This window comes from Kosakonia sp. YIM B13571, from assembly GCF_042788095.1.
Classification (GTDB): Bacteria; Pseudomonadota; Gammaproteobacteria; order Enterobacterales; family Enterobacteriaceae; genus Kosakonia; species Kosakonia quasisacchari.
This window is the reverse complement of the sequence record NZ_JBHZPL010000013.1, coordinates 52,853-66,211: the sequence shown is the minus strand read 5'-3', so window position 1 is coordinate 66,211 and position 13,359 is coordinate 52,853. Positions and strand designations below refer to the sequence as shown.

Below are 13,359 nucleotides of genomic sequence, written 5' to 3'. Positions count from 1 at the left end.
GTGGCCCGCAGAGCGGGCCACTTTCAATTAACGCTTTTTACGCACTTTCACCGCTTTCAGCACCACGAACTTGTTGTTGGTGGCTAGTGTTTCGCAGTTGCCAAAAACACGTTTTAGCTTGCGGAAATAGTCGAGGTGGCGGTTGCCAACAATGCGCAGCTCGCCGCCATATTTCAGGCAAAAACGCGCATCGTTAAACATCTGCCAGGCAATATGATCGGTGATCGCGCTCTGCTGGTGGAACGGCGGGTTACACACTATCGCATCAAACCTGTCCGGTTCCACGCCGGACAGCGAGTTATTAATCATATACTCGCTGCGTTCGACCGCTTCCGGCAGGTTCGCTTCCACATTAAGCCGCGCAGAAGCGACCGCCATTGCCGACTCATCGGCGAACAACACACGGCTGTTCGGGTTTTGCGCCAGCAGTTTTAAACCAATTACGCCATTGCCGCAGCCCAGATCAACCATCTCGCCTTCGACGTTTTCCGGCAGATGTTGCAGGAAAAATCGCGCACCGATATCCAGCCCGCTGCGGGAAAAGACGTTGGCATGGTTATGGATAGTCCAGTTCGTACCGTCCAGCTTCCAGCTGGCGAGCATCGAACTCTCGTCAAGCGCAGGCGCGCTAAATGTGCAGTTGATGAGCCGTGCTTTTTTCCATGCCAGCGTGGTGGTGGTCGGCCCGAGGATTTTTTCAAACAGCGCTATCGTCGAGTTGTGGACATCACGCGATTTCGCCCCGGCGATAATCCGCGTTTGCGACGTCACCACGTTGCGCAGCGCGCGCAGTTGCTGCTCCAGCAGCGCCAGCTGTTTTGGCACTTTGATAAGCACTAACGCCGGGTTTGCAGGCAGTGGGCTCAGGCTGTCTTGCAGCGTGACGGCGGTTTCATCCAGATCGTTAATGCGCAAGTTGTGCTGCGCCGCAAGCTCAGCGATATGGGAATCATTGACGGAAACCGGGCGATGCGACACCAGCGCACACGCCAGCGCGCCGAAGCTGTCGTTAAAAATAAGAACCGGGCCATCGACCTCATTCACCTGTTGCAGCAGATACTCATCCGCCGCGTCCCACGCCTGTAGCGACGCCTCTTCCACGCCGACAGGGAATCTGTCTAAAGTGAATGACTGTCCGTTTAACTCAACCTGGCTCATCGACCCTCCGTAATGCTAAAATTCGCGCGTTTTATCGCTTAATTATCCGGAGATGTAAACACATTTCGCCATGAACAAGCTGACCTATCTTCAGGGCTACCCTGAATCCCTGCTTACGCAGGTTACTACCCTGATTGAACAGAACCGGTTGGGCGAGGTGCTGAAAAAGCGCTACCCGGAAAGCCACGACATCACCACTGATAAAGCGCTTTATCACTATACGCAAGAGCTGAAAAATCAGTACCTGCGTAACGCTGCGCCGGTGAATAAAGTGATGTATGACAGCAAAATCCACGTGTTGAACAATGCGCTCGGCCTGCACACTGCGGTCTCCCGCGTGCAGGGCGGTAAGTTAAAAGCCAAAGCAGAAATCCGCGTCGCGACGGTGTTTCGCGGCGCGCCAGAAGCCTTCTTGCGGATGATCGTGGTTCACGAGCTTGCGCACCTGAAAGAGAAAGATCACAACAAAGCGTTCTACCAGTTGTGCTGCTATATGGAGCCGCAGTACCACCAGCTCGAGTTTGATACGCGGTTGTGGCTGACGCATCTATCGTTGGATCGTCACGGCTGAGGTTTTAGCCATCACCTTTTGTGCTTGTGCGGGGCAGTGCACTGGTTTTGTCATCTCGTCATGCTAGAGTGATCAAAGACCCCCCTTACGGAGAATTAGCGCCTGTATGATACGTTTCGCTGTCATAGGTACGAACTGGATCACCCGCCAGTTTGTCGATGCCGCCCATGAAACGGGCAAATATAAACTCACCGCCGTTTTTTCCCGCAGCCTTGAACAGGCGCAAACGTTCGCTAACGACTACCCTGTCGAGCATCTGTTTACTTCGCTAGAAGATATGGCGCAAAGCGATGCGATTGACGCGGTTTATATTGCCAGCCCGAATTCCCTGCACTTCCCGCAGACGCAGCTTTTCCTGCGTCACAAAAAGCATGTGATCTGCGAAAAACCGCTGGCCTCTAACCTGCGTGAAGTGGAAGCGGCCATCGCCTGCGCCCGGGAAAATCAGGTGGTGCTGTTTGAAGCGTTCAAAACCGCCAGCCTGCCGAATTTTATCTTGCTGAAACAAACGCTTGCCAAAGCGGGCAAGCTGCGTAAAGCCTTTATCAACTACTGCCAGTACTCGTCACGCTACCAGCGCTACCTGGACGGAGAAAACCCGAATACCTTTAATCCGGCGTTTTCTAACGGTTCCATTATGGACATTGGTTTCTACTGCCTGGCATCCGCCGTGGCGCTGTGGGGCGAGCCGCACAGCGTTCAGGCCACCGCCAGCCTGCTGGAAAGCGGTGTGGATGCGCACGGCGTGGTGGTCATGGATTACGGTGATTTCAGCGTCACGCTGCAACACTCAAAAGTAAGTGATTCCGTGCTGCCGAGCGAAATTCAGGGCGAAGCCGGATCGCTGGTGATCGAGAAAATCTCCGAATGCCAGAAAATCTCGTTCGTGCCGCGCGGCGGCAAAGCGCAGGAACTGACGCAGCCGCAGCATATCAATACCATGCTGTATGAAGCGGAAACTTTTGCCCGCCTGGTGGAAGAAAACGAAGTGAACCATCCGGGCCTGGATGTCAGCCGGGTCACGGCCAAACTGCAAACGGAAATTCGCCGCCAGATTGGCGTCGTCTTCCCGGCGGATGATGTCGGTGAACAGCTCCCCGCGTAAAGGTTCGTAAAGCATGCATGGCTTCACATTGACGGAATCAATGTGCTGACATATTTTGTTACCTGCAAAGGGGAGTAACTTCATTGCCGGTGGATCGTCATTACGATGCGTATATGCATCCGGTCGCCGGGCGTCTTCACAGACGTAAGTGAGACCTTGCCGGAAGGCGAGGATCCATTGCACCTAAAGCAAACGGCTAACCTCTTCCGACGTTAGCCGTTTTTGTTTTTAGGTAAGGATTCACGCAATGAATACTGTCGGCACACCGATGTTATGGGGCGGCTTCGCTGTTGTAGTGGCGATTATGCTGGCCATCGACCTTCTGCTTCAGGGGCGTCGCGGCGTCCATACGATGACCATGAAGCAGGCGGCCGCCTGGTCTGTGGTTTGGGTCAGCCTCTCCCTGCTGTTCAACGCCGCCTTCTGGTGGTATCTCACGCAAACCGAAGGACGCGCCGTTGCCGACACACAGGCGCTGGCATTTCTCACCGGTTATCTGATTGAAAAAGCGCTGGCAGTCGATAACGTCTTCGTCTGGTTGATGCTGTTTAGCTACTTCTCCGTGCCTGCCGCGTTGCAGCGCCGGGTGCTGGTTTACGGCGTGCTCGGCGCGATTGTGCTGCGCACGATTATGATTTTCGCCGGCAGCTGGCTTATCACTCAGTTCTCGTGGCTGCTCTATGTCTTTGGCGCATTCCTGCTGTTTACCGGCGTGAAAATGGCGCTGGCGAAAGAGGACGAAACGGGGATCGGCGACAAACCGCTGGTGCGTTGGCTGCGCAGCCATTTACGCATGACCGATACCATCGAAAATGAGCACTTTTTCGTGCGCAAAAATGGCTTGCTGTTCGCCACGCCATTGCTGCTGGTGTTGATTCTGGTTGAGCTGAGCGATGTGATTTTCGCGGTCGACAGCATCCCGGCGATTTTTGCCGTGACCACCGATCCGTTTATCGTACTGACTTCAAACCTGTTTGCGATTCTGGGCCTGCGCGCAATGTATTTCCTGCTGGCGGGCGTGGCAGAACGCTTCTCGATGTTGAAATATGGCTTGTCGGTAATTCTGGTGTTTATCGGCATTAAGATGCTGATTGTCGACTTCTTCCATATTCCCATCGCCATCTCACTTGGCGTAGTGGGCGGCATCCTCGTGCTGACCATGCTGCTCAACGCGTGGGTTAACCACCAGAACGACAAGAAAAAACGGCTGGAATAAGGGCTAACCTGCCGTCAATGTGCGGCAGGCGTCTCTTTTTGCTGCGCGGTTTCGACTTTAAACGGGTCGATGCCGCGCTGTTGCATTCGCCAGAAGCGAATAATATTCAGGCCATTCATTACTAAAAAGCTGCCTTCGATCAGCGAACCGCCAATCGATCCGAGCCAAATATTGTGGATCACCCAGCAGCCAGTCGAGCACCAAATCACGCAGCGCATCGGCAAGCCTTTAAAACGAAACAGTGCCCAGGTACTGACAATCGTCCCGGCAACCGGCAACAACTCCATCGGATGGTGAAATTTCGCCAGCCCCAACCCACCGGTAAGCACAATAAATAGCGCCATCACCCACAGGCTACGGGTACGCAGAGTAATCAGGGTGCGAATGGCGTTAAGCATGGCGCTGGAACCCGCAGGAAATGCGCCCATCAGAAAGAAATGCACACCAATGATGGCGCTGTAGACCGAGAGTTGTTTTTTGAAGCGCCGTTCATCACGGTTGAGAAAAGTTGTAATACCAATCAGAAAGGCAATCACCCCAACGCCCTGGGCAAGCCAATACGTGGTCATGGAAATTCCTTGTTGGGTCTGAAGTGGAGGGGTGTCGATTTACCAAAAGATTTCGCGCCAGGGCAAGGCGGCAAGCTCACGAATCCCCGGGAGCTTACACAAGTAAGCGACCGGGCTGAATGGGCGTAGCCAACACAGACATGGCGCGAAAGATGAAGGTAAATTAGAGCGTGACGCCGCTTTTGAAAATGGCCAGTTCGCGGAAATCGTTTTTCTCGTTGCAGGTCTTTTTGCCGTTAGCGATATCGACGATAACATCCACGAACTCGTTCAGCAGTTGCGGCATGGCTTTGCCATGAATCAACTGACCGGCATCATAATCGATCCAGTGTTTTTTCTTCGCCGCCAGTTCGCTGTTGGTGGCGATTTTCACCGTCGGCACAAAACCACCGTAAGGCGTACCGCGACCGGTACTGAACAGCACCATATGGCAGCCCGCCCCGGCCAGCGCGCTGGTAGCAACGGCATCGTTACCCGGTGCGCTCAGCAGGTTAAGGCCGTGGGTTTTCAGGCGTTCACCGTAACGCAGCACATCCACCACCTGGCTGGCACCCGCTTTCTGCGTGCAGCCCAGTGATTTCTCTTCCAGCGTCGTAATACCGCCCGCTTTGTTACCCGGCGATGGGTTCTCGTAAATCGGCTGATTATGCGCAATAAAGTACTGTTTGAAGTCGTTGACCATGGTAACGGTCTTCTCAAAAGTACTTTCGTCGCGACAGTGGCTCATCAGGATACGTTCCGCGCCGAACATCTCCGGTACTTCGGTCAGCACGGTGGTGCCACCATTGCCGATTACGTAGTCCGAGAAACGGCCCAACATCGGGTTGGCGGTGATGCCAGAAAGGCCATCGGAACCGCCGCACTCAAGGCCGAATTTCAGCTCGCTCAGTTTGCCCGGTTCACGCTTGTCGTTACGCATTGCCTGATAAAGCTCATGCAAATGCTCAAGACCGGCTTCCACTTCGTCATCCTGGTGTTGGCAGACCATAAAGTGGACGCGTTCCGGATCGAATTCACCGAGCGTCTGACGGAAGGCGTCGACCTGGTTGTTTTCACAGCCCAGACCAATCACCAGTACCGCACCTGCGTTCGGGTGACGCACCATGTTTTGCAGCATGGTGCGGGTGTTAATGTGATCGTCACCCAGCTGTGAACAACCGTAGGTATGGCTGAACAGGTAAACGCCGTCGATACCTTCGGCGTCCTGCGTCTCTTTCAGGAAACGGGTCTGAATTTGACGGGCAATGCCATTTACACAGCCGACCGTCGGCAGGATCCACAACTCGTTGCGGATCCCCACTTCGCCGTTAGCGCGGCGGTAGATCTGAATGTCACGATCCGCCGCTTGTGCGCCTTCCTCCTGAAAATCAGGTTGATAGCTATACTCGTCCACATCGCTCAGATTAGTACGGGCATTATGGGAATGGATGTACTCGCCCGACGCGATATCTGCTGTCGCATGACCAATTGGCAGACCATACTTGACAACATTTTCACCTTTAGCGATGGGTTGCAGGGCAAACTTGTGCCCGCGAACCACCGCCTGGCGCAGCCGAACGGTCTGGTTGTCGATTACGACTTCCGCGCCTTCAGCGAGATCCGCCAGTGCTACCGCAACGTTATCCAGCGAATGGATCTTGATGTATTGCATATCAACCTCAAACGGCCTTAGTTCAGTTCAATCGCGAAGTAGTCACGCGCATTGTTAAAGCAGATGTTTTTCACCATTTCGCCCAGCAGTTGAATATCTGCCGGGGCTTCGCCCGCTTCGACCCAGCGACCAATCATCTGGCACAGGATGCGACGGAAATATTCGTGGCGGGTGTAAGACAGGAAACTGCGGCTGTCGGTCAGCATGCCGACAAAGCGGCTCAGCAGACCCAGTTGCGCAAGCTGCGTCATCTGACGTTCCATGCCATCTTTCTGGTCATTAAACCACCAGCCGGAACCGAACTGCATTTTGCCTGGCATACCTTCACCCTGGAAGTTGCCAACCATGGTGCCCAGCACTTCGTTATCGCGCGGGTTCAGGCAGTACAGAATGGTTTTCGGCAGCAGGTTCTCTTCATTCTGCTTGCTCAGCAGTTTAGAGAGCTCTTCCGCCAGCGGGCGATCGTTGATGGAGTCGAAACCAACGTCTGGCCCCAGCAATTTGAACTGACGCAGGTTGTTGTTACGCAGCGCGCCGATGTGGTACTGCTGCACCCAACCGCGACGGGCGTATTCCGCACCCAGCCATACCAGCACCGCAGTTTTAAACTGCGCCACGTCTTTCTCACTCAGCGTTTCACCCGCCAGGCGACGTGCCAGGATACGATCCAGCTCGGCTTCGCTGGCTTCAGCGAACAGCACCACATCCAGCGCGTGGTCGGAAACTTTACAGCCGTGCGCGGCGAAGTGATCCAGGCGTTTGCCCAGCGCAGTTTGCAGATCGGCAAAGCGGCGAATGTCGGTATCAGACACTTCACCCAGTTTTGCCATGTAATCGTTGAAGGTGGCTTGTTCAATGTTGAACGCTTTGTCCGGACGCCAGCTCGGCAGCACTTTAACGTGGAAGGAGCCGTCTTTGGCGATCGAGGCGTGGTGTTCCAGCGAGTCAATCGGATCGTCGGTGGTGCCGACCATTTTCACGTTCATCTGCTGCATGATGCCGCGCGCAGAGAATTTATCTTGCGCCAGCAGTTCATTACCCCGGTTCCAGATTTCGTCGGCGGTAGACGGCGACAACACCTTACCTGTAATACCAAATGGGCGACGCAGTTCCAGATGCGTCCAGTGGTATAACGGGTTACCAATGGTGTGCGGCACGGTCGCTGCCCAAGCGTCAAACTTCTCACGATCGGAAGCATCCCCAGTACACAGGCGCTCAGGTACGCCGTTGGTGCGCATGGCGCGCCATTTGTAGTGGTCGCCTTTCAACCAGATGTCATACAAGTTCTTAAAGCGGTAGTTGTCAGCGATCTGTTGCGGTGGCAAGTGGCAGTGATAGTCAAAAATCGGCTGGTCTTTTGCGTAGTCGTGGTACAGACGGCGAGCAAATTCGGTATCAAGCAGAAAATCTTCAGTCATAAACGGGGTCATTATCGTCTTCCTCTAAACGAGTGCGTCTGATGCTTACCTTTAATGCTGCCAAAGTTATCACACCAATTTCTATAGACCGAGGATATTTTCGTGAGTTGGATCAATAAAAGCAGACAAAAACTGACAATCTAATCGCGCAAATATCCCGCCAACCCGCGCCGTTTCTGGCTTATCCCGGCAAAGTTAAAGACCACACAAAGAAAAACACTTTTGTGATGTCACTCACCTTTTCAAGTTGTATGACAAGTTATCTTTCCTGCCGTCGAACACATAAGCCGACGGAATGCATTCCCGATAAAAAGTTAATCGGATTTTTTGGGTACGGATACCGACTTAAACACGCTTACTTATGGCAAGGTTTGGGCCGTACCGGGAGTTGTCCCGGTTACGTCCTCCCCGTTTCATCCTCCGAACGCGATCGAAGGATGGCCGCGCAGGCGGTAATAACATAACGATGAGGTTTACATGCGTAAAATCAAAGGATTACGTTGGTACATGATAGCACTGGTGACGGTCGGCACCGTGCTGGGCTACCTGACACGTAACACCGTAGCGGCTGCCGCTCCAACCTTGATGGAAGAGCTGCACATTACGACTCAGCAATACTCTTACATCATTGCGGCGTATTCCGCGGCTTATACTGTAATGCAGCCTGTTGCAGGCTACGTACTGGACGTTCTGGGCACCAAAATTGGTTATGCCTTCTTTGCGATTACCTGGGCAGTGTTCTGCGGCGCGACTGCGCTGGCGGGCAGCTGGGGTGGTCTGGCGTTGGCGCGTGGCGCAGTGGGTGCCGCTGAAGCAGCGATGATCCCGGCTGGCCTGAAAGCAGCGTCCGAGTGGTTCCCGGCGAAAGAACGTTCTATCGCGGTGGGCTACTTCAACGTGGGTTCTTCTATTGGTGCGATGATTGCGCCGCCGCTGGTGGTGTGGGCAATTGTCATGCACAGCTGGGAAATGGCGTTCATCATCTCTGGTGTGCTGAGCTTTGCATGGGCGATGGCCTGGCTGATTTTCTACAAACACCCGCGCGATCAGAAAAAATTGAGCGAAGAAGAACGCGAGTACATTATTGGCGGCCAGGAAGCACAACACCAGACCAACAACGGTAAGAAAATGTCTGTCTGGCAGATTCTGGGTACCCGTCAGTTCTGGGGCATCGCGCTGCCGCGTTTCCTGGCAGAACCAGCCTGGGGTACCTTTAACGCCTGGATCCCGCTGTTCATGTTCAAGGTTTATGGTTTTAACCTGAAAGAAATCGCCATGTTCGCCTGGATGCCGATGCTGTTCGCTGACCTGGGTTGTATCGTGGGTGGTTACCTGCCGCCGCTGTTCCAGCGTGTCTTCGGTGTGAACCTGATTGTTTCCCGTAAAATGGTTGTGACCATGGGTGCGGTACTGATGATTGGCCCAGGCATGATCGGCCTGTTCACCAGCCCGTATGTGGCAATCGGCCTGCTGTGTATCGGTGGTTTTGCTCACCAGTCTCTGTCCGGCGCGCTGATTACACTCTCTTCAGACGTATTTGGTCGTAACGAAGTGGCAACTGCGAACGGCCTGACCGGTATGGCGGCATGGACGGCAAGTACCATGTTTGCCCTGGTAGTTGGTGCACTGGCAGATACCATCGGCTTTAGCCCGCTGTTTGCCGTGCTGGCGCTGTTCGACCTGATGGGTGCAGTGGTTATCTGGACCGTACTGAAAAATAAAACCGCCGACGAGGTCGTGAAAGAGCACTCGCTTGGTGGCCCCGCCGCACAAAGTTAAACCTCGATTCTGATACGTAAAAAAGCCGCCTGATGCGGCTTTTTTACTATCTGCGATGGTGAGAAAGCAGTAAAAGTGGTATAACAAATCTATTATTGCCCTTCTTTTTCCTGGAGCTCACATATGGAAATCGCCGAGTCACGACGTTTGTACCAGCAACTTGCCGCCGAGCTTAAAAGCCGTATTGAGCAAGGCGTCTATCTTGTGGGAGACAAACTGCCCGCCGAGCGCTTCATCGCCGATGAAAAAAGCGTAAGCCGGACCGTGGTTCGTGAAGCCATTATCATGCTCGAAGTGGAAGGGTATGTTGAAGTTCGCAAAGGTTCCGGCATTCATGTTATTTCCAACGTGGCGCGCCATACTCAGGTGCCGGATGAAAACCTTGAGTTCGCCAATTACGGCCCGTTTGAACTGCTTCAGGCACGCCAGCTTATCGAAAGTAATATTGCTGAGTTCGCCGCCACCCAGGTGACGAAACAGGACATCATGAAGCTGATGGAAATTCAGGATAACGCGCGTAAAGAGAAGTGCTTCCGCGATTCTGAATGGGATTTGCAGTTCCATGTGCAGGTAGCGCTGGCCACGCAGAACACGGCGCTTGCAGCCATCGTCGAGAAAATGTGGACACAGCGTGTGCACAACCCGTACTGGAAAAAACTGCACGATCATATCGACTTACGCACCGTGGATAACTGGTGTGATGATCATGACCAGATCCTCCGCGCGCTGATTCGCAAAGACCCACACGCGGCGAAAGTGGCAATGTGGCAACATCTGGAAAACACCAAACAGATGCTGTTTAACGAAACCAGTGATGATTTCGAATTCAACGCCGATCGCTATTTGTTTGCGGAAAACCCGGTGGTGCATCTCGATACCGCCGCAACCGGCAGTAAATAAAAATGTCCTACAAGGCGCACACTTACGCTGCGCCTGCCTCGGTTTAAGGTAAGTAAACCGTCTAGAGTGTCAGCCTTTGTAAATAGCCTCGCCTCCCCCTGCCGCGACAAGCAAAATCATCACCGAAACTCATTTTTCTGACTGACTCATAACGTCGGCATTTGTTACAATTGGATGCATTTGTCATCATGTAAGTTAGTGCTTGCTCACAACGTCCGTTACCAGAATATGCCGTATCGAGTGTGCCACGAGCGACCATAATGTATTAAAGATAATCGCCGTGCTGTGCTGGGCGTGACGTAAACCGATGTACCAGGAACATTGAATGGAACTTTTAAGCCAATTACTCCATGCCCTCTGGAGCCAGGATTTCGCGACACTCTCGCAGCCCGGTATGATCGGCATGCTTTATTTTGTTTTATTTGTCATTTTATTTCTTGAAAACGGCCTGCTTCCGGCAGCGTTTCTTCCGGGCGATAGTTTACTGGTGCTGATTGGCGTGCTGATTGCAAAAGGCGCGCTGGGATATCCGCAAACCATTTTGTTGCTTACCGTAGCGGCAAGCCTGGGTTGCTGGCTCAGTTATATTCAGGGGCGCTGGCTGGGTAATACGCGCATCGTGCAAAACTGGTTATCGCATCTGCCTGCGCATTATCACCAGCGCGCGCACCATCTTTTCCACAAACATGGCCTTTCCGCCCTGCTAATTGGTCGTTTTATTGCGTTTGTTCGCACTCTGTTACCAACTATTGCCGGACTTTCTGGTCTGAGTAATGCCCGCTTCCAGTTCTTTAACTGGATGAGCGGCCTGCTGTGGGTGCTGATACTGACCACGCTGGGTTATCTGCTGGGCAAGACGCCGGTGTTTCGTAAATACGAAGATGCCCTGATGTCTTGCCTGATGTTGCTTCCGGTCGTATTACTGGTGATTGGCCTCGCTGGCTCACTGGTGGTGCTGTGGAAGAAAAAATATCGTAATCGGGGTTAAGTCCATGGAATTGCAACGTCCCTTTTTACGCTGGTTACTGATGGGTGTCGCGGCGATGGCCGTTTTCAGCGTGATGTTTTTCGCCTGGACGACCTTGCAAAACAGTGAATCAACGCTGGCGATTCGCCCAATCACGCAAAACGTCAGCGTACCGGATGGTTTCTCTGTCTGGCACCATCTGGATGCCAACGGTATTCACTTTAAAAGCATTACGCCGCAGGACGACACGCTGTTAATCAAGTTTGAATCCAGTGAGCAGAGCGCGGCGGCGAAAATCGTACTGGATCGCACCTTACCTCATGGTTACATCATTGCCGCCCAGGACGATGATAACAACCAAACCTCCGCGTGGCTGACCCGCCTGCGCAACAGCGCACATCGATTCGGTTAACCTTTCCAGGATTCTGAATCTTTTCACTCACTTTGGTGTTTGGCCGTTTACTTACTATGCTTGAGTACACGGAACCAGAGTTCGCTTTATGTCACTGGATGCTGGCGTGACCATCGTTTCGCTGGCCAACAATGGAAGGTTCTCGATTATGAACAACCGCATCGCACTGGCGCTGGCTCTTTTTTCGCTGAGCGCATTTTCCCAGGCGGCTTCGCCCTGCCAGGAAAAGGAACATGAGATCCAGCGTGAAATCAGCTATGCCGAAAAGCATAACAATCAGAGCCGCATTGACGGTCTGAACAAGGCGCTGCGAGAAGTGCGCGCCAATTGCTCTGACAGCAAGCTGCGCGCCGCCCATCAGAAAAAAATCGCTGAGATGAAAGAAGAGGTTGCCGAGCGCCGCCACGACCTGAATGAGGCCAAGCAAAAAGGCAATGCGGACAAAATAAGCAAACGCGAGCACAAGCTGAAAGAGGCTCAGGCAGAACTGAAAGCCCTGGAAGCGCGTGACTACTGATCGAATGGAAATAACCACTCACTCACCTGGAGAAAATTATGTCGAAAGATAATGCTGACCATTTGCGCGCTGAGTTGAAATCCCTGGCGGATACGCTGGAAGAAGTGCTGAGCAATTCCAGTGATAAGTCGAAAGAAGAGCTGAGTAAATTACGCACCAAAGCGGAACAGGCGCTGCGCGAAAGCCGTCACCGTCTGGGCGAAACCGGCGATGCGCTCGCCCGCCAAACCCGCGAAGCGGCTGCCCGTACCGACGAGTATGTGCGTGATAACCCGTGGGCCAGCGTCGGTATCGGTGCCGCCGTTGGTGTGGTGCTGGGCGTGCTGCTGTCGCGTCGCTAAGATGATGGAGCCACGCAACGCGCAAGGGCCGGGCAAAAGCGTACTGGGGATTGGTCAACGCATTGTGACCATCCTTGTCGAAATGGTTGAGACCCGCCTGCGGCTGGCGGTTGTCGAGCTGGAAGAAGAGAAAGCGAACTTATTCCAGCTGCTGCTTATGGTAGGGCTAACCATGCTTTTCGCCGCATTTGGCCTGATGAGCCTGATGGTGCTGATTATTTGGGCCATCGATCCGCAATATCGCCTGAACGCGATGATTGCAACCACCGTCGTGTTGCTGGTGCTGGCGTTGATAGGCGGCATCTGGACATTGCGTAAAGCGCGGGCCTCGACGCTGTTGCGTCATACTCGCCAGGAACTGGCAAACGACCGTGCCTTGCTGGAGGAGGATAAGTGAGCGGCAAAGCGGAACGTCTGAAGCGCAAAGCACGTTTGCTCAGTGAGATCCAACAACAACGCCTGGATCTCACCGCCAGCCGTCGGGAGTGGCTGGAAGCAACCGGTGCTTACGATCGTGGCTGGAACACGCTGCTCAGCTTGCGCTCCTGGGCGCTGGTGGGCAGCAGCGCGATGGCGATATGGTCCGTTCGCCACCCCAACATGCTTGTGCGCTGGGCTAAACGCGGTTTAAGCGCGTGGAGCTTATGGCGGCTGGTCAAATCGACGCTCAACGCAACGCACTGAAACACAATCACAGCACGGCTTTCGCGGGCGATGGTTATCCATCGCCCGTTTGCTTTTTCGCTTGCTCAGTT

General features: G+C 53.7%; 15 protein-coding genes. 11 read left to right on the top strand and 4 right to left on the bottom strand.

Annotated features, from left to right (window positions below):
* Window positions 1–27 precede the first annotated feature (27 nt).
* Window positions 28–1,158, bottom strand: coding sequence for a 23S rRNA (guanine(1835)-N(2))-methyltransferase RlmG (rlmG, locus tag ACFX4O_RS21615; protein ID WP_380211160.1), 1,131 nt, complete (start codon window positions 1,156–1,158; stop codon window positions 28–30).
* A 70-nt stretch (window positions 1,159–1,228) separates the two neighbouring features.
* On the opposite strand from rlmG, the gene ACFX4O_RS21610 reads away from it, so the two are divergent.
* The 3 genes from ACFX4O_RS21610 (at window position 1,229) to ACFX4O_RS21600 (ending at window position 4,050) form a co-directional block, all read left to right on the top strand.
* The gene (locus ACFX4O_RS21610) at window positions 1,229–1,729 is read left to right on the top strand and encodes a M48 family metallopeptidase (protein ID WP_380211158.1); all 501 of its coding nucleotides are present in this window, start codon (window positions 1,229–1,231) and stop codon (window positions 1,727–1,729) included.
* A 106-nt stretch (window positions 1,730–1,835) separates the two neighbouring features.
* The gene (locus ACFX4O_RS21605; protein ID WP_131407671.1) at window positions 1,836–2,834 is read left to right on the top strand and encodes a Gfo/Idh/MocA family protein; all 999 of its coding nucleotides are present in this window, start codon (window positions 1,836–1,838) and stop codon (window positions 2,832–2,834) included.
* A 247-nt stretch (window positions 2,835–3,081) separates the two neighbouring features.
* Window positions 3,082–4,050 carry a TerC family protein gene (locus ACFX4O_RS21600; protein ID WP_380211156.1) on the top strand — a complete coding sequence of 323 codons (969 nt, stop codon included), beginning with the start codon at window positions 3,082–3,084 and terminating at the stop codon, window positions 4,048–4,050.
* Window positions 4,051–4,064: 14 nt separating this feature from the next.
* Here the strand turns inward: ACFX4O_RS21600 and ACFX4O_RS21595 are convergent, their stop codons facing one another.
* The 3 genes from ACFX4O_RS21595 to uxaC all read right to left on the bottom strand — a co-directional run bounded on the left by ACFX4O_RS21595 (window position 4,065) and on the right by uxaC (window position 7,700).
* A complete protein-coding gene (locus ACFX4O_RS21595; protein ID WP_131407675.1) occupies window positions 4,065–4,619 on the bottom strand; it encodes a YgjV family protein in 555 nt (184 codons plus the stop codon).
* A gap of 163 nt (window positions 4,620–4,782) precedes the next feature.
* Window positions 4,783–6,270, bottom strand: a complete 1,488-nt coding sequence (locus tag ACFX4O_RS21590; protein ID WP_131407677.1) for a UxaA family hydrolase — start codon at window positions 6,268–6,270, stop codon at window positions 4,783–4,785.
* Between the two features lie 17 nt (window positions 6,271–6,287).
* Window positions 6,288–7,700, bottom strand: a complete 1,413-nt coding sequence (uxaC, locus tag ACFX4O_RS21585) for a glucuronate isomerase (RefSeq protein ID WP_380211154.1) — start codon at window positions 7,698–7,700, stop codon at window positions 6,288–6,290.
* A gap of 465 nt (window positions 7,701–8,165) precedes the next feature.
* Here uxaC and ACFX4O_RS21580 point away from each other — a divergent pair, with 465 nt between their 5' ends.
* From ACFX4O_RS21580 to ACFX4O_RS21545, 8 genes are all read left to right on the top strand, one after another.
* A complete protein-coding gene (locus ACFX4O_RS21580) occupies window positions 8,166–9,467 on the top strand; it encodes an MFS transporter (protein WP_131407681.1) in 1,302 nt (433 codons plus the stop codon).
* Between the two features lie 123 nt (window positions 9,468–9,590).
* On the top strand, window positions 9,591–10,367 hold the full coding sequence (gene exuR, locus ACFX4O_RS21575) for a transcriptional regulator ExuR (protein WP_380211152.1): 777 nt from the start codon (window positions 9,591–9,593) through the stop codon (window positions 10,365–10,367).
* Between the two features lie 325 nt (window positions 10,368–10,692).
* The gene (gene yqjA, locus ACFX4O_RS21570) at window positions 10,693–11,355 is read left to right on the top strand and encodes a DedA family general envelope maintenance protein YqjA (RefSeq protein WP_017457404.1); all 663 of its coding nucleotides are present in this window, start codon (window positions 10,693–10,695) and stop codon (window positions 11,353–11,355) included.
* Between the two features lie 4 nt (window positions 11,356–11,359).
* On the top strand, window positions 11,360–11,746 hold the full coding sequence (gene mzrA / locus ACFX4O_RS21565; protein ID WP_131407686.1) for an EnvZ/OmpR regulon moderator MzrA: 387 nt from the start codon (window positions 11,360–11,362) through the stop codon (window positions 11,744–11,746).
* A 148-nt stretch (window positions 11,747–11,894) separates the two neighbouring features.
* A complete protein-coding gene (locus tag ACFX4O_RS21560; protein WP_380211194.1) occupies window positions 11,895–12,263 on the top strand; it encodes a DUF1090 domain-containing protein in 369 nt (122 codons plus the stop codon).
* A gap of 38 nt (window positions 12,264–12,301) precedes the next feature.
* A complete protein-coding gene (locus ACFX4O_RS21555) occupies window positions 12,302–12,604 on the top strand; it encodes a YqjD family protein (RefSeq protein WP_131407688.1) in 303 nt (100 codons plus the stop codon).
* A gap of 1 nt (window position 12,605) precedes the next feature.
* Window positions 12,606–13,001 carry a phage holin family protein gene (locus ACFX4O_RS21550; protein ID WP_131407690.1) on the top strand — a complete coding sequence of 132 codons (396 nt, stop codon included), beginning with the start codon at window positions 12,606–12,608 and terminating at the stop codon, window positions 12,999–13,001.
* On the top strand, window positions 12,998–13,288 hold the full coding sequence (locus ACFX4O_RS21545) for a YqjK-like family protein (RefSeq protein WP_131407692.1): 291 nt from the start codon (window positions 12,998–13,000) through the stop codon (window positions 13,286–13,288). The genes ACFX4O_RS21550 and ACFX4O_RS21545 overlap by 4 nt, the downstream gene beginning before the upstream one ends.
* Window positions 13,289–13,359: the final 71 nt, after the last annotated feature.

Bases quoted from the DNA above. Each gene is read 5' to 3' on its own strand.
- ACFX4O_RS21590 (WP_131407677.1), bottom strand. From the start codon at position 6,270: ATGCAATACATCAAGATCCATTCGCTGGATAACGTTGCGGTAGCACTG.
- rlmG (WP_380211160.1), bottom strand. From the start codon at position 1,158: ATGAGCCAGGTTGAGTTAAACGGACAGTCATTCACTTTAGACAGATTC.
- ACFX4O_RS21605 (WP_131407671.1), top strand. From the start codon at position 1,836: ATGATACGTTTCGCTGTCATAGGTACGAACTGGATCACCCGCCAGTTT.
- ACFX4O_RS21555 (WP_131407688.1), top strand. From the start codon at position 12,302: ATGTCGAAAGATAATGCTGACCATTTGCGCGCTGAGTTGAAATCCCTG.
- ACFX4O_RS21595 (WP_131407675.1), bottom strand. From the start codon at position 4,619: ATGACCACGTATTGGCTTGCCCAGGGCGTTGGGGTGATTGCCTTTCTG.
- exuR (WP_380211152.1), top strand. From the start codon at position 9,591: ATGGAAATCGCCGAGTCACGACGTTTGTACCAGCAACTTGCCGCCGAG.
- uxaC (WP_380211154.1), bottom strand. From the start codon at position 7,700: ATGACCCCGTTTATGACTGAAGATTTTCTGCTTGATACCGAATTTGCT.
- ACFX4O_RS21560 (WP_380211194.1), top strand. From the start codon at position 11,895: ATGAACAACCGCATCGCACTGGCGCTGGCTCTTTTTTCGCTGAGCGCA.
- yqjA (WP_017457404.1), top strand. From the start codon at position 10,693: ATGGAACTTTTAAGCCAATTACTCCATGCCCTCTGGAGCCAGGATTTC.
- ACFX4O_RS21600 (WP_380211156.1), top strand. From the start codon at position 3,082: ATGAATACTGTCGGCACACCGATGTTATGGGGCGGCTTCGCTGTTGTA.
- ACFX4O_RS21610 (WP_380211158.1), top strand. From the start codon at position 1,229: ATGAACAAGCTGACCTATCTTCAGGGCTACCCTGAATCCCTGCTTACG.
- mzrA (WP_131407686.1), top strand. From the start codon at position 11,360: ATGGAATTGCAACGTCCCTTTTTACGCTGGTTACTGATGGGTGTCGCG.
- ACFX4O_RS21550 (WP_131407690.1), top strand. From the start codon at position 12,606: ATGATGGAGCCACGCAACGCGCAAGGGCCGGGCAAAAGCGTACTGGGG.
- ACFX4O_RS21580 (WP_131407681.1), top strand. From the start codon at position 8,166: ATGCGTAAAATCAAAGGATTACGTTGGTACATGATAGCACTGGTGACG.